Source organism: Aliiroseovarius sp. M344 (assembly GCF_025140835.1).
Lineage (GTDB): Bacteria > Pseudomonadota > Alphaproteobacteria > Rhodobacterales > Rhodobacteraceae > Aliiroseovarius.
The window spans coordinates 1680296-1702361 of sequence record NZ_CP081153.1 but is presented as its reverse complement, the minus strand read 5'-3'; the positions used below and the strand labels follow the sequence as shown (position 1 = coordinate 1702361).

The 22066-nt window shown below is 56.2% G+C and carries 23 protein-coding genes; 10 read left to right on the top strand and 13 right to left on the bottom strand.

Translation table 11 applies throughout. The features are described from left to right. The first annotated feature begins 1 nt into the window (after position 1). The 3 genes from lpxA to lpxB are packed head-to-tail and all read left to right on the top strand — an operon-like array spanning position 2 to position 2800. Positions 2-811: an acyl-ACP--UDP-N-acetylglucosamine O-acyltransferase gene (gene lpxA / locus K3556_RS08290; protein WP_260516336.1), complete on the top strand. Its 810-nt coding sequence runs from the start codon at positions 2-4 to the stop codon at positions 809-811. Between the two features lie 10 nt (positions 812-821). Then, complete coding sequence (locus K3556_RS08285) at positions 822-1637, top strand: LpxI family protein (protein WP_260516335.1); 816 nt, start codon at positions 822-824, stop codon at positions 1635-1637. Further along, positions 1634-2800, top strand: coding sequence for a lipid-A-disaccharide synthase (lpxB, locus tag K3556_RS08280; protein ID WP_260516334.1), 1167 nt, complete (start codon positions 1634-1636; stop codon positions 2798-2800). The genes K3556_RS08285 and lpxB overlap by 4 nt, the downstream gene beginning before the upstream one ends. A 4-nt stretch (positions 2801-2804) precedes the next feature. On the opposite strand, the gene mnmA is transcribed toward lpxB, so the two are convergent. Further along, positions 2805-3962 carry a tRNA 2-thiouridine(34) synthase MnmA gene (gene mnmA, locus K3556_RS08275; RefSeq protein WP_260516333.1) on the bottom strand — a complete coding sequence of 386 codons (1158 nt, stop codon included), beginning with the start codon at positions 3960-3962 and terminating at the stop codon, positions 2805-2807. Between the two features lie 124 nt (positions 3963-4086). Between mnmA and K3556_RS08270 the strand changes: the two genes are divergently transcribed. Continuing rightward, entirely contained in the window at positions 4087-4365 is a 279-nt protein-coding gene (locus tag K3556_RS08270) for a DUF1153 domain-containing protein (RefSeq protein ID WP_260516332.1), read from the top strand. Between the two features lie 99 nt (positions 4366-4464). Next, on the top strand, positions 4465-5178 hold the full coding sequence (gene ctrA, locus K3556_RS08265) for a response regulator transcription factor CtrA (protein ID WP_260516331.1): 714 nt from the start codon (positions 4465-4467) through the stop codon (positions 5176-5178). 24 nt (positions 5179-5202) lie between these two features. Here the strand turns inward: ctrA and K3556_RS08260 are convergent, their stop codons facing one another. Both K3556_RS08260 and K3556_RS08255 read right to left on the bottom strand, forming a co-directional pair. Beyond that, on the bottom strand, positions 5203-6114 hold the full coding sequence (locus K3556_RS08260; RefSeq protein ID WP_260516330.1) for a pseudouridine-5'-phosphate glycosidase: 912 nt from the start codon (positions 6112-6114) through the stop codon (positions 5203-5205). Then, on the bottom strand, positions 6111-7007 hold the full coding sequence (locus K3556_RS08255; RefSeq protein WP_260516329.1) for a PfkB family carbohydrate kinase: 897 nt from the start codon (positions 7005-7007) through the stop codon (positions 6111-6113). Before K3556_RS08255 ends, K3556_RS08260 begins: the two co-directional genes overlap by 4 nt. A gap of 315 nt (positions 7008-7322) precedes the next feature. Here K3556_RS08255 and rpsB point away from each other — a divergent pair, with 315 nt between their 5' ends. Beyond that, on the top strand, positions 7323-8105 hold the full coding sequence (gene rpsB, locus K3556_RS08250) for a 30S ribosomal protein S2 (protein WP_260516328.1): 783 nt from the start codon (positions 7323-7325) through the stop codon (positions 8103-8105). Positions 8106-8220: 115 nt separating this feature from the next. Beyond that, positions 8221-9096, top strand: a complete 876-nt coding sequence (tsf, locus tag K3556_RS08245) for a translation elongation factor Ts (RefSeq protein ID WP_260516327.1) — start codon at positions 8221-8223, stop codon at positions 9094-9096. Positions 9097-9586: 490 nt separating this feature from the next. Here tsf and K3556_RS08240 read toward each other — a convergent pair whose 3' ends face one another. After that, positions 9587-10342 (bottom strand): LuxR family transcriptional regulator, encoded by a 756-nt coding sequence (locus tag K3556_RS08240; RefSeq protein WP_260516326.1) that lies wholly within the window; start codon positions 10340-10342, stop codon positions 9587-9589. Next, positions 10343-10792, bottom strand: coding sequence for a type II 3-dehydroquinate dehydratase (gene aroQ / locus K3556_RS08235; protein ID WP_260516325.1), 450 nt, complete (start codon positions 10790-10792; stop codon positions 10343-10345). It lies immediately after the preceding gene. Between the two features lie 518 nt (positions 10793-11310). Between aroQ and K3556_RS08230 the strand changes: the two genes are divergently transcribed. Next, positions 11311-12264 carry a calcium/sodium antiporter gene (locus K3556_RS08230; protein ID WP_260516324.1) on the top strand — a complete coding sequence of 318 codons (954 nt, stop codon included), beginning with the start codon at positions 11311-11313 and terminating at the stop codon, positions 12262-12264. A gap of 27 nt (positions 12265-12291) precedes the next feature. On the opposite strand, the gene phoB is transcribed toward K3556_RS08230, so the two are convergent. The 7 genes from phoB to K3556_RS08195 form a co-directional block, all read right to left on the bottom strand. Beyond that, positions 12292-12981, bottom strand: a complete 690-nt coding sequence (gene phoB / locus K3556_RS08225; RefSeq protein WP_260516323.1) for a phosphate regulon transcriptional regulator PhoB — start codon at positions 12979-12981, stop codon at positions 12292-12294. Further along, entirely contained in the window at positions 12978-13709 is a 732-nt protein-coding gene (gene phoU, locus K3556_RS08220) for a phosphate signaling complex protein PhoU (protein ID WP_260516322.1), read from the bottom strand. The genes phoB and phoU overlap by 4 nt, the downstream gene beginning before the upstream one ends. A gap of 34 nt (positions 13710-13743) precedes the next feature. Continuing rightward, complete coding sequence (pstB, locus tag K3556_RS08215; RefSeq protein WP_260516321.1) at positions 13744-14541, bottom strand: phosphate ABC transporter ATP-binding protein PstB; 798 nt, start codon at positions 14539-14541, stop codon at positions 13744-13746. A 14-nt stretch (positions 14542-14555) separates the two neighbouring features. Continuing rightward, the gene (gene pstA / locus K3556_RS08210) at positions 14556-15920 is read right to left on the bottom strand and encodes a phosphate ABC transporter permease PstA (protein ID WP_260516320.1); all 1365 of its coding nucleotides are present in this window, start codon (positions 15918-15920) and stop codon (positions 14556-14558) included. Continuing rightward, positions 15917-17389, bottom strand: a complete 1473-nt coding sequence (pstC, locus tag K3556_RS08205) for a phosphate ABC transporter permease subunit PstC (protein WP_260516319.1) — start codon at positions 17387-17389, stop codon at positions 15917-15919. The genes pstA and pstC overlap by 4 nt, the downstream gene beginning before the upstream one ends. Positions 17390-17485: 96 nt before the next feature. Beyond that, positions 17486-18520, bottom strand: coding sequence for a substrate-binding domain-containing protein (locus K3556_RS08200; RefSeq protein ID WP_260516318.1), 1035 nt, complete (start codon positions 18518-18520; stop codon positions 17486-17488). Positions 18521-18681: 161 nt separating this feature from the next. Next, positions 18682-19719 (bottom strand): ATP-binding protein, encoded by a 1038-nt coding sequence (locus K3556_RS08195; RefSeq protein WP_260516317.1) that lies wholly within the window; start codon positions 19717-19719, stop codon positions 18682-18684. A 149-nt stretch (positions 19720-19868) separates the two neighbouring features. Here K3556_RS08195 and K3556_RS08190 point away from each other — a divergent pair, with 149 nt between their 5' ends. Beyond that, positions 19869-20333, top strand: a complete 465-nt coding sequence (locus K3556_RS08190; protein WP_260516316.1) for a hypothetical protein — start codon at positions 19869-19871, stop codon at positions 20331-20333. On the opposite strand, the gene K3556_RS08185 is transcribed toward K3556_RS08190, so the two are convergent. Continuing rightward, entirely contained in the window at positions 20327-21415 is a 1089-nt protein-coding gene (locus K3556_RS08185) for a helix-turn-helix domain-containing protein (protein ID WP_260516315.1), read from the bottom strand. The two genes, K3556_RS08190 and K3556_RS08185, sit on opposite strands and share 7 nt — an antisense overlap. A gap of 244 nt (positions 21416-21659) precedes the next feature. Here K3556_RS08185 and K3556_RS08180 point away from each other — a divergent pair, with 244 nt between their 5' ends. Next, a complete protein-coding gene (locus K3556_RS08180) occupies positions 21660-21956 on the top strand; it encodes a DUF6477 family protein (protein ID WP_312847250.1) in 297 nt (98 codons plus the stop codon). The last annotated feature ends 110 nt before the right edge of the window (positions 21957-22066 follow it).

Genomic DNA, 22066 nt, shown 5'->3' with positions numbered 1-22066 from the left:
GATGGCTGCCCATGCGGGTGTAGATCCCACGGCTCAGGTCCATTCCAGCGCAATCGTTGAAGCCGGAGCTTTAATCGGTCCGGATTGCCGGGTTGGACCGTTTTGCACTATTGGTGCGCAGGTCAGGCTGGGTGCCGGGGTCGAAGTAAAATCGCATGTCGTCATCACGGGTGATACCGAGATTGGCGACCAAACGGTGATATTCCCGTTTTCGGTGATTGGCGAGATTCCGCAAGACCTGAAATTTGCCGGCGAAGATACCAAACTGGTGATCGGCAAACGGAACCGTATTCGCGAACATGTCACGATGAACACCGGCACGGCGGGCGGAGGTTATGTCACCCGCATCGGTGATGACGGGCTTTTCATGGCCGGCTGCCATGTCGCCCACGACGCCCAGATCGGGAATAACGTAATCCTCGTCAATAATGTCGCCGTGGCCGGGCATGTGGTCATCGAAGACGATGTGATCGTCGGCGGTTTGTCGGGGCTGCATCAGTGGATCCGTATCGGGCGCGGTGCCATCATCGGCGCATTATCAATGGTAACCGCAGATGTTGTGCCGCATGGTCTGGTGCAAGGCCCGCGCGGAGAGCTGGATGGCCTCAACCTTGTTGGCCTGAAACGACGCGGTGTTGCGCGGGCTGATATTTCGGCATTGCGGGCAGCGTTTCAGACCCTGAAAACTGGCGAAGGATCGTTTCGTGATCGCGCCATCGGTTTGGGGGATGGGGCCGACAGTGAATATGTCCGCGAACTTGTGGCTTTCGTGACCGGCGACAGTGACCGCGGATTTTTGACCCCCAAATAAGCGAGCCGCAATGACAGATCGCCTTGCCATTATTGCCGGAACCGGGGACTTGCCGCATCGGATCGCGGCCAGCAATCCGGACGCGCTTTTCGTTACCATCAAGGGGGTCGAGGTTGACGCCCCAGATGATCATGACCTCGTCGAGGCCAGCTATGAAAAGTTGGGCGTTTTGTTCAAGGCAATGCGCAGGGCAGGGATCGGGCGCGTGGTCTTTGCTGGTAAAGTTGACCGACCAAAGTTGAACCCTCTGCGTATGGATCGTGTCACGTTGGGCTTGTTCCCGCGGGTCAAAGCCGTGCTTGGCAAGGGCGACGACGCGTTGCTGCGGCTGGTGGCCGAAGTGTTCGAAGAACAGGGGTTTGAGGTCGTTGCCGCGACAGATGTGGCGCAGGGGCTGAGCCTTGAGGCAACCACCATTGGGCGCACACCAAGCACACAGGACAAAACGGATGCCAACCGGGCTTGGTCCATTCTGGACACGCTGGTCGCCGAAGACCTGGCGCAGGGCGCGGTTGTCGCGGGCGGGCAATGCCTTGGGATCGAAACCATTCAGGGCACCGATGCGCTGCTTCGGTTCGTGGCAGACACGCCCGAGCACCTGAAACAGGGTGCGCGCGGGGTTTTCGTGAAACGCCCCAAACCCCGGCAGGACGAACGGATGGACATTCCGACCATCGGCCCCTCAACCGTCGAGGCTGTCGCGAAGGCAGGGTTGGGCGGTATCGTCATTCCTGCGGGCGGTGTGATAATCTTGGACCAAGATCAGGTTCAGCAATTGGTGCGCGAACATGACTTGTTTCTGGATGTGCGCGGTGCACCGAAATGAAGGTCTTTTTGATCGCGGGCGAACCGTCGGGAGATCGTTTGGGCGCTGCCTTGATGGCCGGGCTAAAGACCCTGGTTGATGAGGTGGAATTTCTGGGCATCGGCGGCACCGAAATGCAGGCGCAAGGGCTGCAATCCCGTTTTCCCATGTCCGAGTTGTCAATCATGGGCATTGCCGAGGTTGCTCCGAAGTATTTCCACCTGAAACGTCGTATTCGCGAAACGGCTGAAGCCGTGGTGGACGCCAACCCCGATGTGTTGATCACCATCGACAGCCCGGATTTCTGTCTGCGTGTTGCAAAGATCGTCAAAACGGAAGAGGTCGAGGGTTTGACCTTCGGCCACGATATCCCGACGGTGCATTATGTCGCGCCCTCGGTCTGGGCGTGGCGCCCAAAGCGGGCTGCAAAGATGGCGCAATGGATCGACCACGTGCTGGCGCTTTTGCCATTCGAGCCTCCCTATATGGAAGCCGCCGGTATGGGATGCGATTTTGTCGGGCATCCCGTTGTTGCCGAACCCATCGCGACCGAGGCGGAAGCGCAAGCCTTTCGCGATCAACGCCAGATCGGCGACGGTCCATTGGTGCTGGCCTTGCCCGGTTCGCGCAAAGGCGAGGTGACCCGACTTGCGGACCGGTTTGGTGAAACGCTGGGCCGGGTGAAGCGTGAGCATCCGAATATGCAAGTTGTGCTGCCCGTGGCGCAAGGGGTGGACGCGTTGGTGCGCGAGTTGACTGCGACGTGGCCGGTGCAACCGATCCTGATCCCGGCGGATCAACCTGACCTGAAGCGCGCGGCGTTTCGGGCGGCGGATGTGGCACTGGCCGCATCGGGCACGGTGTCGTTAGAGCTCGCGGCCTCCTCGACGCCGATGGTCATTGCCTATGATATGAACTGGCTCAGCCGCATTCTGATCGGACGGCTGTTGAAAGTTGACACTGTCACCTTAGTGAACCTTGTATCTGAAACCCGCGTGGTGCCCGAATTCCTTGGCGCAGAGTGCACCCCCGACAAGATCGCACCGGCGCTGCTTGCCACGCTGGCCGACCCATCCGCACAATCTGATGCGATGGAGACCACCATGGCGCGGTTGGGCAAAGGGGGCGATGCACCGGGCCTTCGCGCAGCACTGGCTGTGCTGAAGGTAATCGACGCGGCTTAGCGGGTTACGCGCCGCGCCAAATCCAGCCGCCACCAAAGATACGCGGACCGTCTGTTTCGTAGAAAACACAGGCCTGACCGGGACTAACGCCTTCTTCTGCGGTCAGAAGTTCGACCTCTGCCTCGGTGTCCGAGATCGGGCGGATGATCGCCTCACGGGGTGGGCGGGTCGATCGAATGCGCACACCCATATGCCACTCTTTGCGCGACATGAACGGCTCATCCCCCAGCCAATTGATCTCGCGGACAGGAACGGTTCGGGTGGCCAGCATTTCTTTCGGGCCGACCACGACCTGCTTTTTGTCCACATCAAGTTTGACCACGTAAAGCGGATCAGACAATCCACCGATGCCAAGCCCACGGCGTTGGCCAATCGTATAATTGATTACGCCCGTATGGCGGCCCAGAACCTGCCCATTGGCGTCGACAATATCGCCGGGTTCGGCTGCACCGGGGCGAAGCTTTTCGATGACGCCTGCGTAATTGCCGTCTGGCACGAAGCAAATGTCCTGACTGTCGGGTTTGTCCGCCACTTCAAGCCCGTAATTGCGAGCCAAAGCGCGTGTTTCGTCCTTGGTTTTCAGGTGCCCAAGCGGAAAACGCAGATAATTTAACTGTTCTGGCGTGGTTGAGAACAGGAAATAGCTTTGGTCGCGGGTGGGGTCAGCGGCGCTGTGAAGCTCTGGCCCGGCGGCGCCATCGGCCCTTTGAATGTAATGCCCGGTTGCCATGCAATCCGCACCCAAGTCGCGTGCGGTTTCCAACAGGTCTTTGAATTTCACCCGCTCATTGCACCGGATGCAGGGGACGGGGGTTGCACCACCCAGATAACTGTCGGCAAATTCCTCGATCACCGCGTCCTGAAAGATGTTTTCATAATCGAGGACGTAGTGTGGAAACCCCATACTTTCAGCAACATGGCGGGCGTCATGAATGTCGATACCAGCGCAGCACGCTCCTTTCTTGGCCAAGGCCGCACCGTGGTCATATAGCTGCAATGTCACGCCGATGACATCATATCCTTCATCGGCCAACATCGCGGCCACCACCGAACTGTCCACACCCCCCGACATCGCGACCACCACGCGGGTATCACCGGGTGCTTTCGCAAAGCCCAGTGAATTCAACACGGGCGCGTCTTGGGTCGCTACGGTCGTGGTCATGACCAAATCCTTTCCAGAAGAGATACGGAATATATGAAAATTCGAATGAACAACAAGGGGCAGCTTCACCTCTCTTTAAGTGTAACGGCCGAAAATCGCACCAGACAGAAAGCGAGGGCTGGATATGTATTTGAAAAAAGTTGAAGGGCCACGCGCGGTGACCCTGCCGGACGGGTCGATAATGACACGCGCGGATTTGCCACCAAAAACCACGCGGCGTTGGGTTGCCAGCCGCAAAGCTGCGGTCGTGCGTGCCGTGCGATCCGGTTTGATTTCCGAGAAAGACGCGCAAGAGCTTTATGCCTTGTCATCCGAGGAGCTGGAAGAGTGGCTCAGGGCGGTGACCGACCATGGGGAGGCCGCTTTAAAGGCCACAGCCTTACAAAGGTATAGACAACCCTAGATTGTTTTCGCTAAAAGTTCTGTAGGGGTAACCGGTGATTAACCATTTCACGAGATGCTGCTTGCAATCGTTAGGAATTTTTAGCGGAGAACCCGAAATATGCGTATCCTTTTGGTGGAAGACGACCCGACAACATCACGCAGCATCGAACTGATGCTGACCCATGCTAATTTGAATGTCTATGCCACCGATTTGGGGGAAGAAGGGATCGATCTGGCCAAGTTGTATGACTATGATCTGATCCTTCTTGACCTGAATTTGCCTGACATGAATGGGCACGAGGTATTGCGCCAGCTTAGGATGTCGCGCGTCGAAACGCCGATCCTGATCCTGTCTGGGGCCGATGACACCGAAAACAAGATCAAGGGATTTGGGTTTGGTGCCGACGATTACATGACCAAGCCGTTCCATCGGGAAGAACTGATTGCACGAATTCATGCGATTATCCGACGCTCGAAAGGGCATTCGCAATCGGTCATCAAAACCGGGCCAATTGCAGTCAACCTTGACGCGAAAACTGTGGATGTCGATGGCCGCACAGTTCACCTGACTGGCAAAGAATATCAGATGCTTGAATTGTTGTCGTTGCGGAAAGGTACGACGCTGACGAAAGAGATGTTCCTGAACCATCTCTATGGCGGCATGGATGAGCCCGAGCTGAAAATCATTGATGTGTTCATCTGCAAACTGCGCAAGAAATTGTCTACGGCTACCGGCGGTGACAATCACATCGAAACCGTCTGGGGCCGGGGCTATGTGCTCAGGGACCCGGAGCCGGTCGAGCTGGATGCCAAAATCGCAATGGGAGCGTAAGTCTGAGCCGCCGTTGCCACTCCATCAACTGGCGGACATCTCCCCAGCAATGCGCGCTGCGAGGCGCGCATTGTTTTTGACGAGTGCTATATTTGCGACCAGTGATGCCCCGTCGGTTTCATGATAAATGCGATCAAGCAGATAGGGCGTCACCGCCTTAGCGGCGATCCCATCTTCGGCCGCCGCCGCCAGCGCTGCCTCGATCACCGGATTGATCACGGCGGAGGGAATTTCGTCCTTCTCAGGTATTGGATTGGCGACAAACTGGCCGCCCTCCAAACCCATTTCTGACCGCAACTGCATTGCTTTTGCGATCTCAGCCGGATCGTTCATCGACAGAGGCGCAGGAAGCCCTGAGCTGCGCGACCAGAAGGCAGGAAAGCCTTTCTGACCATAGGCGATCACGGGCACTCCCAAGGTTTCAAGAACTTCGAGCGTTTTGGGCAGGTCCAGTATGGCCTTCGCCCCTGCACCAACGACTGTGACTGGGGTTTTGGCCAGTTCATGCAGGTCTGCGGAGATGTCGAAACTGCTATCTGCCCCGCGGTGCACGCCGCCAATCCCGCCGGTGGCGAAAACGCGGATGCCTGCCAAATGCGCCGCGATCATCGTGGCGGCCACTGTAGTAGCCCCGGTTCCACCCGAGGCGATACATACTGCCAAATCCGCGCGCGACAGCTTCGCAACGTCTTTCGCCTGACCCAATGTTTCAAGCTCAGCGTCGGTCAGACCGATATGCAAGCGTCCGGCCAAAACCGCAATGGTCGCAGGAACCGCGCCGCCATCCCGGATCACCTGTTCGACCTCGCGCGCGGTTTCAACATTTTGTGGCCATGGCATGCCGTGGGTTATGATCGTGCTTTCCAAAGCGACAATGGGAAGACCAAGGGTGCGCGCATCAGAAACTTCGGGTGAAAAGTGAAGGGGCAGGGTCATGTGTCGTCTTCTCCCGATACATAATGCGCGGCTGTCTTCTGCGCATCGGCCAAAGCATCGATTGGGCTTTTGCCGGCAATTTCTGCGGCGATATGTGCGGCCATGAACGTGTCGCCTGCGCCCGTAATCCGGCGCACACGCACCGCCGGGCAAGGTGTCTGAATGATGCCACCCGCCTTGCTGCCGTCGGCGGCAAAGCTTCCGCCATCAGTGACCAGCACGCGGTTTGCCCCTGCCAAAAGCAACCCTTCGGCAGCCTCCAGCGCGTTGTCGAAGCTGTTGTTGGCAAGGTATCCAGCTTCTTCCCGGTTCACATAAAGCGTCGCGCCGGGATGCGACATCAACGGCAAAAGGCGCCGCGCCTTGCCGGGGCTTGCCGGGGCAACCCGCAAATCTGCTGCAGCGAAGCTGGGCCGCTTGGCGATGTCTGCCAGAAGCGGCAATGTCAGGTTGCCATCTAGCGCAATCACCCCAGAAAACGGCGCTTCCGCAGAGCCAAGCCTGCCATCTTCCAACGGGGTCAGGATGGCGTCGCCTACAGCTTCAAGCGAGTGCGCATCTGCCAGCGCGGCGACCAATCCCTGAGGCCCCTCGATCGCCATATAAACATCCGTTGGCAGGCCGGAAGGGCGGTGCACGAAACTCGTGACCATCCCGCGTGCGCCGCATTCTGCCATCAGTTCTTCACCTTCGGCGTCGCGCCCAATGGCGGTTAACAGAGCGGGTCGCAGATCGAACCGCTGCACTGTCATCGCAATGTTCATGGCAACACCGCCGGGCAAGCGCGTGATCCGGCCTGGTTCATCTGACCCCACGCGCATGGGATGTTGTGTGCGCCCGATGACGTCCCAAAGAACGGACCCGATGCAAAGTATGTCATATGTGTCAGTCATGTTCTTTCTTTGCCGGGGATTGAGATGCGACACAAGAGCGGATGCGCGGCGACAACATCAACGGCGTGGCAAAAGCCGAACGCCCATAAAATATGGGCTAAACTGTATATTTTGGGCTTGTCAGCACAGGGGCAGGCGGCTATACGCCCCAAATCAATCCACAGGCGGGGTTGGGCCGATGGGGGAGAAATCCCCAAAGGTCCGCCGGTTGAGCCAGGGAGTGACCAGAGGAAGAGATCGTGAAAGCGGCATCTTTTCAAGGACATGACCTGCTCGTTTGGCCCCGTCAAGGTAGAAACCGGAAAGGAAAAGAACATGGCACTGCCTGATTTTTCGCTGCGTCAATTGCTAGAAGCTGGCGTACACTTTGGTCACCAGACCCAACGTTGGAACCCCCGTATGGGCCCGTTCATCTATGGTGAGCGTAACGGGATCCACATCCTCGACCTGACACAAACCCTGCCGATGCTCGACGCAGCCCTGAACGCTGTGCGCGAAACCGTTGCCAAGGGCGGCCGCGTGCTGTTCGTCGGCACCAAGCGTCAAGCTGCGGGTGCAATCGCTGAAGCCGCTGAGAAGTCGGCACAGTATTACATGAACCACCGTTGGCTGGGTGGCACGCTGACCAACTGGCAGACCGTCTCCAAATCGATCCAACGCCTGAAAGAATTTGACGAGAAACTTGCGAATGGCGCCGAAGGCCTGACCAAGAAAGAGCGTCTTGGCATGGAGCGTGAGCAAGAGAAATTGCAAGCGTCGCTGGGCGGCATCCGTGAAATGGGTGGCGTACCTGATCTTCTGTTCGTTATCGACGTGAAAAAAGAAGCGCTGGCGATCGCCGAAGCCAACAAGCTGGGTATCCCGGTTGTGGCCGTGGTAGACACCAACTGCCCGCCTGAAGGTGTGGATTACATCATTCCGGGCAACGACGACGCGGCCCGCGCAATTGCGCTGTACTGTGACCTCGTGTCTCGTTCGGCTCTGGACGGCATGTCCGCTCAGCTGGGCGCTGCTGGCGTTGATCTTGGCGCGATGGAAGAAGCTCCGGTTGAAGAAGCCGTTGCGGAAGTCACCGAAGAAGCGGCTCCGGCCGAGTAACGACCGCGCTCTATGCGGGGCAGGGTGACCTGCCTCGCGTTTTGTCACTGAATTGAGACTGGGGTCGGTGCATCACCGCGCCGCAAGCATCCCCGAGATACCAAGGAGCTGAGATATGGCAGTCACTGCTGCACTCGTCAAAGAACTTCGCGAATCCACCGGCGTTGGCATGATGGACGCGAAAAAAGCGCTGGTTGAAACCGCTGGCGACATGGAAGCCGCCGTCGATTGGCTGCGCACCAAAGGTCTGGCGAAAGCCGCCAAGAAAGCTGGGCGCACGGCTGCCGAAGGTCTTGTGGCCGTTGCCGTTGCCGGTGGTAAAGGCGTCGCGGTTGAAGTGAACTCTGAAACTGACTTCGTTGCGAAAAACAAAGAGTTCCAAGACATGGTTTCGGCCATTGCGTCGGCCGCTTTGAACGTCGCTGATGTGGATGGTTTGAACGCAGCAGATCTGGGCGGCAAATCTGTTGCCGACACGATCACCAACAAGATCGCCACCATCGGCGAGAACATGTCGCTGCGTCGCATGGCATCAGTCGAAGGTGAAACCGTAGTGACCTATGTTCACAACGCAGCGGCGGAGGGCATGGGCAAAATCGGTGTTCTTGTTGCGATGAACGGTGGTTCTGAAGATTTCGGCCGCCAAGTTGCAATGCACATCGCTGCTGCCAATCCGCAGGCGCTGAACGAAGCGGTTCTGGATCCGTCGGTTGTCGAAAAAGAACGCACCATCCTGACCGAGCAAGCCCGCGAAAGCGGCAAGCCCGAGAACATCATCGAGAACATGATCAAAGGCCGTATGAAGAAATTCCTGGCCGAAGTAACCCTGCTGGGGCAGGACTTTGTGATCAACCCTGACCTGACGGTTGAAGCCGCCGCCAAAGAAGCCGGTGCCGAAATCGTGGGTTACGTTCGCATGGAAGTCGGTGAAGGTATCGAAAAGGAAGCCTCGGACTTCGCAGCCGAAGTTGCAGCCGCCGTTCAAGGCTAACCACGTTTAAATGCAGAATAATAGTGAAGGGCCGGGAGACCGGCCCTTTTTTCGTGCCGGGACCAACCGTAAAAATCCTGTCTTCAAACGTTTGGTTTTACGTGTGCCGGGCATCCTCCGGTCACCAGACATTAAAGCGGCGCCAACGGGAAGGTTGACGCCGCAAAGAAATCACACGGGACATGTGCGCTTCTGTTTAGATTTCCAGAAAAGTAGGTTGCTGGTGTCTCTGGGAAGAATAATCCATCAACACCAGCTCCCGGTTTCCCGGAAGAATGAGACGTTGTCTGAAATCACAGTACGTCCACCCCTTCAAGTTCCAACGGCTTCAAAGCCACCACTCACGGAACAACATTATATTGCCCTAAAATGATGGCAAATGGAAGGCAGGGTTTCCCTACCGTAAAGTCACTATTTCTTGATTTTTTGTTCGCAATTGGTCGACAATGATACAAAATTTCTGCCAATAAGATCAGATTTTTTGCTCCAATCAACTTACGGGAGAATGAATCTGATTCAGATAAGAAATCTTCAAAATGGCCTGTGCAGTGGTGTCGACCCCCAGTTTGGCCCGAGCGATTCGCAGGTGCTTCTCGACGGTGGCTGACGTCACACCCATGATCGTCGCGATATCCTGATTGGTCTTACCGCTACCAACCCATTCCAATACTTCGCGTTGACGCGCTGACAGCTTTGCCCGGTCAGTATGTTGGGGCAGGGACATGATTTTCAGATGCGCGATATGGTTCATCGTCTCGATCCTTTTCCCGTCCCGCGCCCAGATTTCGTCAACATCATCCTGCGACATGCCTTTCTTGGCCGTCAACGCCATCAGCCCGCGCTCACGTTTTGATGTTTCGAGAAAGGAAATCGTGTAACCGGCAGTCACGTCCATCTTGCGATTTATGTCCAAAACCTGCTGGCCCATTTCGCTGACCTTGCCAATGTTGTCTTGCACCCAAGCCCAACTGCACGCGCCACCATTGTCCGCGGCCCATTCAATCATCGGTGAATGGCGGTAAAGTTCGTCGTCACCATACAAAAGCCGCATGTATTGTGATGGGTGAGAATACAGGAACAGGGTATCTTCGCGCGGCCCGATTGAGTTCGGCGTCATGAAATGGCTCAAGCCATAGACAATTCGGTCAAAGCCGAAATCCAGCATGGCGTGGCAATGCCTGTCCCACAAGTCCGGAATAGACCGGCTGTGACAGATATCAGACAGGTATTCGAGCATGCGATCCATTCAGGCGGTCTCAGCCTCTGCGAGATGCGCAATCAGTGCGTCGATGGCCAGAACATATCCATGTGCGCCAAACCCGCAAATTTGACCAACTGCCACCTTGGACAGATAGCTTGTGTGGCGGAAAGACTCGCGCGCGTGAATGTTGGACAGGTGAACCTCAATCGTCGGAACGCTGGCAGACGCCACAGCATCCATGATTGCAATAGACGTGTGTGTGTATGCGCCCGCGTTCAAAATGATCCCGTGATGGCTGCCGCGCGCCGCGTGGATCTGATCTATCAAAGCGCCTTCATGGTTGCTTTGAAAAACCTCACACCCGACATTACGCGTTTGCGCATGTTCACGACAAAGCGTTTCAATACCAGGCAGGGTGTCGCGGCCATATACCTCGGGTTGGCGTATCCCCAACATATTTAGGTTCGGTCCATTTATGACGAGCAATGAGATCATCGTTAATTTCCTTCTCCCGAGCGTACTTTCTGAGGGCAAATACATGAATTGTCGAGGAAGAACAGGTTTTCGACCAAAAACTGGCTTAGGAAAAGTCAGGTGATGTTTTGGGATAACAGGATCAATCGGGCTTAAGTGCGCGCAAACCTTACGTATTTCATCAGTATTGCAGTAACCGTTCAGCCGTGCATGAAAAATAAACGCATAAAGACAATGCTCTGCGGCCTTAAATTGATGTAGCTATACAATACCGTCAGTTTCACTATTAACATAATACTGATTATACGCTTAAGGCCAGAGCGGGAACCTGCGTGACCTATTGGTCCCATTGGCTGATAAATATCTAAGGTCATTGCGCCGAGCAGACCAATGACCAAGTTTGATACACGAATGAAGCCTTACCCGTATGCGCGCGCTTGCAAGCGGAATGAAGCCAGTGGATTCTTTGGCGCAGTTGTATACCTGCAGCCCGATCATATATGCGAACACGCAGATCCTGTCATTGAGAAAGAAAAGACGTGAGTGCTTTGATATTTGTCCTCCTTGGACTTGTGGCGCTGGTTGTCGGTGGTGACATGCTGGTTCGTGGTGCGGTCGCTATGGCGCAAAGGTTTGGCCTTCCCCCGATGGTGATCGGGTTGACCCTCGTTGGCTTTGGGACATCATCACCAGAACTGGTGACGAGCCTTGAAGCAGCGCTAAACGGCTCGTCCGGGATAGCTGTTGGCAACATCATCGGCAGCAACATCGGAAATATCCTTTTAATCCTTGGAATTGCGGCGTTTCTTGTGCCCATTGCTGTTGATCCTGCAGCATTCAAACGCGACGGATTGGTGATGGTTCTGGCAAGCGCCCTATGCCTTGGTGCGGTGCTCATCGGTGACATTGGCAGGCTTGCGGGTTTGTCCTTTGTCTTAGCGCTCGCCTTATATCTGTCATACACGCTGATCACCGAGCGCCGTTTGGATGATAGCCCCGAAAGTGCGGTATACGAAGCAGAAGCGGATCTTGTTGCGGTCCGCGGTCATGCGCTTGGTATCGATCTGGGGATCGCGGCAATCGGCCTTTTAGTCACCATTTTGGGCGCGAAGTTCCTTGTATCTGGCGCTGTCACGTTGGCACAGGTTGCAGGGATATCTGAGGCGGTCATTGGCCTGACCATCGTCGCCATCGGAACGTCAATGCCAGAGCTTGTGACATCCGTGATTGCCGTCCGGAAGGGTCAAGGTGATGTGGCGCTTGGCAATGTGCTGGGCAGCAATATTTTCAATATCCTTGGCATTCTTGGCATCACAACATTGGTGCAGCCGATGCAGATCCCGCCCGAGATTATTCAGTTCGATATTTGGATAATGTGCGCGGCAACCGCGCTGTTGGTCCTTTTTGCGCGAACTGGTTGGCGCGTTGGGCGTCGTGAAGGCGCCATAATGGTCATGTGCTATATCGGATATTTGACCTGGCTTCTGGTTTAGGACGATCCCTTGCCCGATCCGACCGCCCTACCCCAGCGCGTAGCCGGTGCCACGTACCGTCCGTAGTGGGTCGCTACCACCCTGGCGGCACAGCGCTTTGCGCAACCGGCCGACGTGAACGTCGACGGTCCGCGTATCGACGTAAACGTCGCGCCCCCAAACCCGATCCAGCAATTGTTCGCGGCTCCAGACCCGGCCCGGTTTTTCCATCAGCGTTGCCAGCAGACGGAATTCTGTCGGGCCCAGTTTCACATCGGACCCCGACCGCGTCACCCTGTGGCTTTCGCCATCCAGCATGATGTCTTCAAATTCCAGTTGCTGGCCAATAGCGGCGGGGCGTGTGCGGCGCAATTGGGTGCGGATACGGGCCATCAGTTCGCCAACAGAAAACGGTTTGACCACATAGTCATCTGCACCGGTTTCCAATCCGCGCACGCGGTCGACCTCTTCTGACTTGGCAGACAGCATGATCACCGGAATATTTTTGGTCTTTTTGCGGGTCTTCAAACGGCGGCAAATCTCGATGCCGGAAACACCAGGCAGCATCCAGTCCAGCAACACAAGGTCGGGCATGACCTCTTCCATCAAGATCAACGCATCATCACCATTTTCGGCCATGGTTACGTCATACCCTTCCGCGCCCAGATTATAGCGCAGAACCTCGCGTTGAGCGGGCTCATCCTCGACCAAAAGAACGCAGGGTTTATCCGCCGTCATGTCGCATCCTCAATCCCGGCGGCTGTCAATGTGTCGTAATTGGGCGCATTGCCTTTTGGCCGCGCCTCGTCCGGAACTTCACCTGTGACCAGATAAATAACCTGCTCGGCAATCGACGTCACGTGATCCCCCATGCGCTCGATATTCTTGGCGATGAAATGCAGATGCATGCAGGGCGTGATGTTGCGCGGGTCTTCCATCATGAAGGTCAGAAATTCGCGAAACAGCGCGTTATACATCTGGTCAATTTCCAGATCGCGCTGGCGCACATCCATCGCCACGGCGACATCGCGGCGGATATAGGCATCCAGCGCATCGGACAACATGTGCTGCACCTCGCCCGCCATGCGTTTGATGGCCCCGGATGCACCGTCGATGGGTTGCATATGCACCAAAACAGAGGTCCGCTTGGCCATGTTCTTGGAATAGTCTCCTATCCGTTCAAGATTGCCCGCAACTTTCATAACAGTCAGAACCGTGCGCAGGTCGGACGCAATCGGTTGACGCAGCGCCAGAAGGCGTGCGCATTCTTCGTTGATTTGCATGTCCAGCGCGTCGATTTTTTTGTCGCTCTTGCGCACGGCCTCAGCCAGCTCTTCATCACGCCGCTTGAGCGATTTTGCACTGTCGCGGATGGCATCTTCAACCATGCCACCCATCTTCATCAGATGGGCCTGAATTTCTTCCAGGTCACGGTCAAAGGCAGATGCGATATGTTGGTCCGTCATGGGTCTCTCCCCTGCCCCTCTGGGCGGTCAGTCGTCAGCCGATCCGGCCGGTTATATAGCTTTCGGTGCGCTTGTCTTCCGGGTTGGTGAATATCTTGTCTGTGTCACCAAATTCCACAAGGTCGCCGAGATGGAAAAACGCGGTTTTCTGACTGACCCGCGCGGCCTGTTGCATCGAATGGGTCACGATCACAACCGAAAAGTTTTCGCGCAGCTCGTCAATCAGTTCCTCAACCTGCGCCGTGGCGATCGGATCCAGGGCCGAGCACGGTTCGTCCATCAACAAAACCTCTGGTTCCGTTGCAATGGCGCGCGCGATGCATAGGCGCTGCTGTTGACCACCGGACAGGCCGGTTCCGGGGGCTTGAAGACGGTCTTTCACCTCGTCCCAGATGGCGCCGCGGCGCAGGGATTTTTCGACGATATCGTCTAGGTCGGCCTTGTTTCTGGCCAAGCCGTGAATTCGCGGCCCATAAGCGATATTGTCATAAATCGATTTGGGAAACGGGTTGGGCTTCTGAAACACCATTCCCACTTTGGCGCGCAACTGCACCGGATCGACGCGCTTGTCATAAATGTCTTCACCGTCCAGACGAATATCCCCTTCGACACGGCAGATGTCGATGGTGTCATTCATCCGGTTCAGACAGCGCAGGAAGGTGGATTTGCCGCAACCGGACGGGCCGATGAATGCGGTGACCGTGTTGTCCTGAATGTCGACCGAGACATCTTTGATGGCGTGTGTGTCACCATAATAGACCTGCACACCTTTTGCCGTGATCTTGATGTCCTGCATCGCTACGGTCCTTTCAATCTTCGCCATGTCGTTCATGTGTTTCGTCTTTCTTACCAGCGGCGCTCGAACCGGCGGCGCAGAATGATTGCGATGATATTCATGCTCATCAGGAAGAGAAGCAGGATAATGATGCCACCCCACGCCCGTTCATAGTAAGCGGGATCGGCGCGTTTGGCCCATTCGTAGATCTGGGCGGGCATGGCAGAGTTTGGCGACATGAAACCGTCGACGATCCCGCCTGGATAATTCGACGCCACATAGCCCACCATGCCGATCAACAGCAACGGCGCGGTTTCACCCAGGGCCTGAGCCAGACCGATGATCGTCCCTGTCAGGATGCCCGGCATGGCCAGTGGCAGCACGTGGTGGAACACAGTTTGCATTTTCGAAGCCCCCACCCCAAGTGCAGCTTCACGGATCGATGGGGGTACGGATTTCAACGAGGCACGTGTCGAAATAATGATTGTCGGCAAGGTCATCAGGGTCAGGACCAGCCCGCCAACCAGCGGCGCGGATTGGGGCAGGTGCGCGAACTGGATGAAGACGGCCAGACCAAGGATGCCGAACACGATGGACGGAACAGCAGCAAGGTTCGAGATATTCACCTCGATCAGATCGGTGAAGCCGTTTTGCGGCGCAAATTCCTCAAGATAGATCGAAGCTGCCACACCGATCGGCAAAGCACAGATCAACACCACCAGCATCATATAGAAACTGCCCAGCATAGAAACACCAATCCCGGCCTGTTCCGGACGGCTTTCCGACGCGTCTGCGCCAGTGATGAAATCCATGTTAAAGGTCTTCGTCACCACATCAGCCTGTTTTAAAGCGTCAATGATATCAAGGTGTGCCGGCGTCAGGTTCTTGTCACGCGCAAGGCTTTCACGGGTCACGCGACCTTTCAGATAACCATCGACACGGGACGAGGCGAGCAATTTGAAGGTCACCGTTTCTCCGATCAGATCGGGGTTAGCGATGACCTGGTCACGAATGTCCGCAGCAGCGCCCGAACTGACCATCTTGCGCAGATCCTTGCCCTTGGTGAACGGGTTCTCGATCCCGGTTTCGGCAATAGCCTGCGCGAGCGCGGCCTCGATCAACGGATTGTAACCAAAGGTTGTGACCTTCTTGATCGTTTCGATGTCGCGCTTGCCGGACTTGTCCAGTTTCGCCTCCTGAAGTTCGACATTCAAGGTAATGAAGGTCTGCTGGAAGGCGCCCACACCTTTATGGATGATCGAACTGACCAACACGGCAAGAAACACAAGGCCGACCGCGATAGCCAAGATGCCATAGGCACGAAAGCGCGCCTCGGCGGCGTTGCGCTTCTTGGTGCGCGTGTCTTGAGCCAGAAGCGACGATTTGGCGCGCGGGGCGTCATTTGGTGCGCCGTCCGAAAAAGATGCGTCGGTCATTCGTATTGCTCCCGGTATTTGCGCACGATGTAAAGCGCAAGGACATTCAAGCCGAGGGTTAGGATGAACAGCGTCATGCCAAGCGCGAAGGCCACCAGCGCCTCGGGGCTGGCAAAATCGCTGTCGCCGGTCAGCTGGCTGACGATCTTGGCGGTGACGGTGGTCATCGCCTCGAACGGGTTCAGGTCCAGGCGGGCCGCGGCCCCTGCCCCCATCACCACGATCATGGTTTCACCAAGAGCACGGCTGGTGGCCAACAAAATGGCCCCGACGATACCTGGCAGGGCTGCGGGCAACACCACTTGGCGGATGGTTTCGGACTGGGTCGCGCCCAGGCCGTACGAGCCGTCACGCATGGCTTGTGGCACCGCATTGATGATGTCATCGGACAAAGAACTGACGAACGGGATCAGCATGATACCCATCACAAGACCAGCCGTCATAACCGAGCGCTGCCCCTGCATCCATCCAAACCCTTCATCGCCAAAAACCGTCAAAAGCATGGGGCCGATGGTTAAAAGCGCAAACAGACCGTAAACAATCGTGGGAATACCGGCCAGCACCTCGAGCAGTGGCTTGGCAATGCTGCGCACTTTCGGCCCCGCATATTCAGACAGATAGATCGCCGCGAACAGACCGATCGGAACTGCAACCAGAAGCGCGACGAGCGAGATGTAAAGCGTACCCCAAAGAAGCGGCAAAAGGCCAAGGCTTGATGCGCCGCCGCGACCCGAGAAGCTGGGCGCCCATTCAAGCAGTGTGAAGAAGTCCTTGGCCGGATAAAGGCGGAAAAACTCCAGCGTGTTGAAGATCAGAGACAGGACGATCCCAACGGTGGTTAGAATCGCAACAGAGGCTGCAGCGATCAACAAGCCACGAATACCCCGTTCAACGATGTTGCGCGCCCGAAGTTCGCCCGTAGTCATACGGAAGGCAACAAAGAACCCCGCTGCTGCGATCACCAGAAGCACGATCATCCTGTAAAGATTACCAGTCGCAACCTGCCCCCGCATCACCTGCGCGGCCGACAAAACCGACGGGTGGACCTCTGACCCCAGCGCGACACCAACCTTGCCGAGCAAGGCGCGTAGGTCTTTCGCTTCATTGTTGAACGTGGACGCTTCATCCGCACTTAGCATTCCGTCCTTGACGGCTAGATCCAATCCATCGGCCACGCGGCGCACATCGCTCATGATAAGGTTCAGCTCGCCACCGGTTTCATAAAGCCCGGAAGGGATATGTTTTGATACCGATGAATTGATGACAAGCGGCTGAACGACCACCCAAACGGCCAGCACAAAAACCGCCGGGACGAAAGCCATCATCGCGACGTTTGAGCCATAGTAGTTGGGCAAGGAATGAAGTCGACGCCGTTCACCATTAACCGAGGCCAAGGCTCGGTGTCTGCCAAGGGCAAAGCCGACGGCGGCAATCGTTAGAAAGGTGATGAGAAGCCAGAAAGCAGACATATCAGAGCCCGTGCAGCTGAGGCGGTGCAGATCATTGGCCCGATCCGGGAAAGGCAGAAGATTGGCGCGGGACCCATGCCCCGCGCCAACATTGTCTTAGTTCATCATGGCGTCTTCGGCCGAAACTGCTGCCTGTGTGGCCTCAAGCTCCGGATCAGCAACCAGACCGTATTCGGCCAGCGGACCGTCGGGGCCTGCGATCTCGTCCGAGATGAAGAACTCGGCATATTCCTTCAGGCCGGGGATCACGCCGATATGAGCTTTCTTCACATAGAAGAACAGCGGGCGCGACACCGGGTATTCACCAGTCGAGATGGTTTCAGTCGACGGCGCGACACCTGCCATCGTGGCGACTTTCAGCTTGTCGGTGTTGTTTTCATAGAAGGCCAGACCGAAAACGCCGATAGCATTTGCGTTTGCATCGATCGACGCCAGAGTTTCGGTGTAGTCACCGTCGATGTCGACGGCACGACCGTCGGACATAACTGCCAGGCAGGCGTCTTCGGCGTCGTCTTCCGACATACCGCCAGCAATCATGGCTTCCATGGCGCCGGTCGCTTCACAGCCTGCTGCAACGACTTTTTCTTCGAACACTTCGCGGGTACCGTGCTTGGTGCCGGGGATGAACGCCAGAATGTCTTCGGCAGGCAGATCGGGGTTGAAGTCCGCCCACTGTTTGTAGGGGTTATCAACCAGTGCGCCGTCAACCATGACTTTAGGAGCCAGCGCATTGAAGATATCTGTTTGGGTGAAGGTCGTGTAGTCAGGACCGTCGATCTGCGAGGCAAACACGATGCCGTCATACCCGATGCGGACTTCGATAATGTCTGTCACACCGTTTTCAGCACAGGCCTTCACTTCTTTCTCACGGATCGCCCGCGAGGCATTCGCGATGTCAGTATGTTCTTCGCCAACACCCTGGCAGAACCGCTTCAGACCGGCCGACGACCCACCCGATTCCACAACCGGTGTCGGAAAGTCAAAGTTTTCTCCAAACGCTTCCGCAACGATTGAGGCATAGGGCAATACGGTCGACGAACCAGCGATCTGTACTTGGTCGCGGGCGTGTGCAGCGGTGGCAGACACTGCAGCAAGCGCGAGCGTCGAGGCGGTCAGTTTCACAAAGGACATGGATTTCTCCTGTTTGAATTAAATCGTCCCCTTGGACGACATGCGCCTGTCCTAGGCGTGTTGATCAAAGCTTTTGTGTAAGTTTTGTAAAAGTAGTGTGACAAACAGGCGTCCAACGCCGAAACTTTTCAAAAAGGACGGTCTCGTCTGTGGCGCGGGCGTCAAGACGTTGTTGTCTGAGGCAGTGTGACGAAGAAAGAACTGCCTTCGCCCAGCGTGCTTTCTATTCGCAACCGCCCTCGGTGGCGATTAATGATGTGTTTCACAATCGCAAGCCCCAGCCCGGTGCCGCCCAAAGCACGCGACCGGTGGTCATCCACGCGGTAAAACCGCTCGGTCAATCGTCCTAAGTGTTTTGGATCAATGCCGTCGCCGTTGTCCTGCACGGTGATCTGCAGTCCCGGCCCCTTGAAGGCGGACACCATGTCCAATCGGCGGAGGGTCACCAAAACTGACCCGCCCTTACGCCCATATTTGATCGCGTTCTCTATCAGGTTGGTGAACACTTGGGCCAGTTGATCCCGGTCGCCCGCAACTGTGGTCGGGCCATCCGAAGTAAACTCAGTCTTGACCTGGACTCGGCGATCTTTGGCCGCGGGACTAAGCGCGGTGATGACGGTCTGGATAACCTGATCCAATTCGATCACATCCGTAGGCCGCAATCTTTCCATGTCTTCAACACGGCTGAGCGACAGCAGATCGCTTACAAGCCGGTTCATGCGGTTTGCTTCGCCGTCCATGATGTCCAAGAACCGGGCTCGAGCCTCGGGATCATCGCGCGCTGGCCCCCGAAGAGTTTCGATAAACCCCGACAACGCGGTCAATGGCGTGCGTAATTCATGGCTAACATTCGCCACGAAATCCGACCGCATCTGTCCCGCCTCTTCATGCGGTGACACATCCAGAAAGGTCAGAATTACGCTTGTCTCTGACGGAACCGGTGCAACATGGACATCGAAGGTCAATTCACGACCGAGTTTCGACATCAGATACCGAACGCTGGTTATCGGAGCGCCGGCCAACACCGCTTCGACAGTCTCAAGCAGCGCGGGTTGGCGAATGGCGGTGGCGACGTGACGGCCAACCAGGTTTGAACCAAAAAAATCCAAAGCCGCGTCATTCTGGTGCGTGACACGTTGATCAGGACTGATCATCAAAGCCGGCAGAGGCACGGCCTGTAAAACTTCATTAAGCGACATCACGTCCCCGCCTGAGCAGCATTTCCGTTGCGCCATGAGATGGCCCGATAATAACGGTGCGTCAAACAACAAAAATGCAACAATCCGCGCCAAGGGGGAATTGCAAACCGAGTAATCGCCTTATATGTGTGTTTTCGAAGACAAGCAGATTGGCGGGGCGCATTGGTCCCCGACCTATCGAGTGGAAAAATGAGGAATATGTATCCTCAGATACGGGAACCGGGTTGATGACAAGCCGCCGCGTCGAAAATCCAGTGCTATTGGCATTGGGAGGCGAAGAATTCGTTGAATCTCTTTCCTCGGACGCCTACCGCATCTTACACTTGCCTTGCGACACCTTTACCAAAATGACGCGCGACGATTTTGAACAGCGATCAATTCGAACGGTCCTGTCGGCGTTGTTCTGTTCACAGATGGACTGCATTGAAATTGGACAACATTTGCACATCTGTGACTTTCAAGGCACCTATCTGATCCGCACAGAAACCTTGCCGAACCCCGCCATCATCAAACGCGAGTTAAGACATCTTTATCCCGGCTTGGACTTTCGAATTGTGACGCCCGAAGAGCTATCTGTCTTTCTGGCCAATCCGCAGCCTGACGCACATCAATAGATCAGGTCGTGATCGTCACCCGTCACTTTGCTGTAATGGCGCGCCAGATAGCTAAGTGCGACACGCAACATGTACTTTCCAGATCGGGCTGGCATCGACATATCCGCCTCGATCCGTTCCATCCCCCTTTCGTGGCAACACACAGCCATGGCTATCTGCGCAAGCTCTGGTCCCAAAGCATCAATTGCCACTGAAAACCGCTGCCGGGCATCAATTTTTCGATCTGAAGGATTGCCTGAAGGGGCTGTCGACCGGATCACGGCCTGCACCCGGTCCCATGTCGCCGTGCCTGACAGCTCAAACTGCCCCAAAGCAAAGTCACGGTGCAGGCGTTCCGCTGCGGTGACAAGTTCGGGCGCAAGATAGGGTTGTTGGCGTCCTTTGGCACGCCCAAGGACACGCACCGGGCTGTCGGCACCGATCGGCCGTTTCGATCTCCGGGTTGTTTTGCCTGAGACAGTAAAGCCTGCACCCATCTGGATGCCAGAAAACCCCTTCCGGTCGTCCGCTGACCCAGTTGCGCGGCTTTCCATCTGCGCCAACATCCGGTTCAGGGCCACACGACCGTCCGCGGTCATATAATATCGGCAAACCCGCCCGTGCGTCGTGCCTTCGATCCAGCCTCTTAGCGCCATAACCTCGACCACCTCGGTCGGGCCTTTTGCCAAAGCGATGGGGTCACCGTCCTCGCGTGCGGCCAAAACGACGGCGGTATCCACGCCCTGACTGACAACCATCACCGCTTTCGCCTTAATCATGGCACGCATGAGCCTGAGCAGATGTGGGGACACCGGATCATCATCGGTGGTGTCTTGTGTTGCCTCGGTTGTTTCGAGGTCGGCTTGCCCGCCCCGCAGGCCTTCCCCAAGCCGTGTTAGCAGTGCATCAACCAAAGGATCGTCTCGGCGCGCCTCCGTTTTGCGAACCTGCCGCATCACGGTTGACGCATGCACGCCCATATCGCGCGCAAGCGCACGGATCGAAGCGCCTTTTTCGGTATGTTTAAGATATAGGTGAACTTCGTCTGGCAGCCAGCGTAGTACTGTGTTGTGTTCGATCCCAGATGGCGTCGCGTTTTGCATTCAAGCCCCTTCCAATTGGCATTCCGTGCGTTTCGCGATATCCCACCGCGCAACCGCAGGTTGAATTTTAGCCGGTTAGACCTATCATTTGATTGGTTAGCGGTTCGTTAACCCCTATCGCCTGCTGTAAGGATTGTTGCCAAAGCGGTAAGATTTGTTAAAGGCCACGAACGGTGCAAATGGGCCGACGCAACACCCGCTATGGTTGCGTAATGATCACGGGGAATCACTGAAAGGGATCCCCATGACTGACGCCTTCACTTGCTTTAAAATGCTTCGCCGCCCTCGTATTTTGGTGCGCGCAGCGCGTTTCGGATTGGTTGACTATAATCGCGATAGAGACCTCAAAAAGCTCATGAAAACGGCCAATACGCCCAGTCCGGAAAACGCCGTTGACGGCCTATTGCAGGAAGAAGCGCGATTGGAGGATACGCGGAAAACCGGCGATGCCTCATACTCCATCGCGCATCATGTCGAGGTTCTGATTGCCTTGATGTCTGAAATGCGTCTGCTGCCCCAAGGTCCGCGCGAGGTCCAATGAACGGCGTCTCAATCGTAAAAAGTTAAGGGGGCTGTTAAGCCCCCTTACCCAGTTGTTAACCGTGTCGAACGGACAGGGAACAGTTTTTACACTGCCACTGCGATCCGCCG

Bases quoted from the DNA above. Each gene is read 5' to 3' on its own strand.
- lpxA (WP_260516336.1), top strand. From the start codon at position 2: ATGGCTGCCCATGCGGGTGTAGATCCCACGGCTCAGGTCCATTCCAGC.
- K3556_RS08285 (WP_260516335.1), top strand. From the start codon at position 822: ATGACAGATCGCCTTGCCATTATTGCCGGAACCGGGGACTTGCCGCAT.
- lpxB (WP_260516334.1), top strand. From the start codon at position 1,634: ATGAAGGTCTTTTTGATCGCGGGCGAACCGTCGGGAGATCGTTTGGGC.
- mnmA (WP_260516333.1), bottom strand. From the start codon at position 3,962: ATGACCACGACCGTAGCGACCCAAGACGCGCCCGTGTTGAATTCACTG.
- K3556_RS08270 (WP_260516332.1), top strand. From the start codon at position 4,087: ATGTATTTGAAAAAAGTTGAAGGGCCACGCGCGGTGACCCTGCCGGAC.
- ctrA (WP_260516331.1), top strand. From the start codon at position 4,465: ATGCGTATCCTTTTGGTGGAAGACGACCCGACAACATCACGCAGCATC.
- K3556_RS08260 (WP_260516330.1), bottom strand. From the start codon at position 6,114: ATGACCCTGCCCCTTCACTTTTCACCCGAAGTTTCTGATGCGCGCACC.
- K3556_RS08255 (WP_260516329.1), bottom strand. From the start codon at position 7,007: ATGACTGACACATATGACATACTTTGCATCGGGTCCGTTCTTTGGGAC.
- rpsB (WP_260516328.1), top strand. From the start codon at position 7,323: ATGGCACTGCCTGATTTTTCGCTGCGTCAATTGCTAGAAGCTGGCGTA.
- tsf (WP_260516327.1), top strand. From the start codon at position 8,221: ATGGCAGTCACTGCTGCACTCGTCAAAGAACTTCGCGAATCCACCGGC.
- K3556_RS08240 (WP_260516326.1), bottom strand. From the start codon at position 10,342: ATGGATCGCATGCTCGAATACCTGTCTGATATCTGTCACAGCCGGTCT.
- aroQ (WP_260516325.1), bottom strand. From the start codon at position 10,792: ATGATCTCATTGCTCGTCATAAATGGACCGAACCTAAATATGTTGGGG.
- phoB (WP_260516323.1), bottom strand. From the start codon at position 12,981: ATGACGGCGGATAAACCCTGCGTTCTTTTGGTCGAGGATGAGCCCGCT.
- phoU (WP_260516322.1), bottom strand. From the start codon at position 13,709: ATGACGGACCAACATATCGCATCTGCCTTTGACCGTGACCTGGAAGAA.
- pstB (WP_260516321.1), bottom strand. From the start codon at position 14,541: ATGAACGACATGGCGAAGATTGAAAGGACCGTAGCGATGCAGGACATC.
- pstA (WP_260516320.1), bottom strand. From the start codon at position 15,920: ATGACCGACGCATCTTTTTCGGACGGCGCACCAAATGACGCCCCGCGC.
- pstC (WP_260516319.1), bottom strand. From the start codon at position 17,389: ATGTCTGCTTTCTGGCTTCTCATCACCTTTCTAACGATTGCCGCCGTC.
- K3556_RS08200 (WP_260516318.1), bottom strand. From the start codon at position 18,520: ATGTCCTTTGTGAAACTGACCGCCTCGACGCTCGCGCTTGCTGCAGTG.
- K3556_RS08195 (WP_260516317.1), bottom strand. From the start codon at position 19,719: ATGTCGCTTAATGAAGTTTTACAGGCCGTGCCTCTGCCGGCTTTGATG.
- K3556_RS08185 (WP_260516315.1), bottom strand. From the start codon at position 21,415: ATGCAAAACGCGACGCCATCTGGGATCGAACACAACACAGTACTACGC.
- K3556_RS08180 (WP_312847250.1), top strand. From the start codon at position 21,660: ATGACTGACGCCTTCACTTGCTTTAAAATGCTTCGCCGCCCTCGTATT.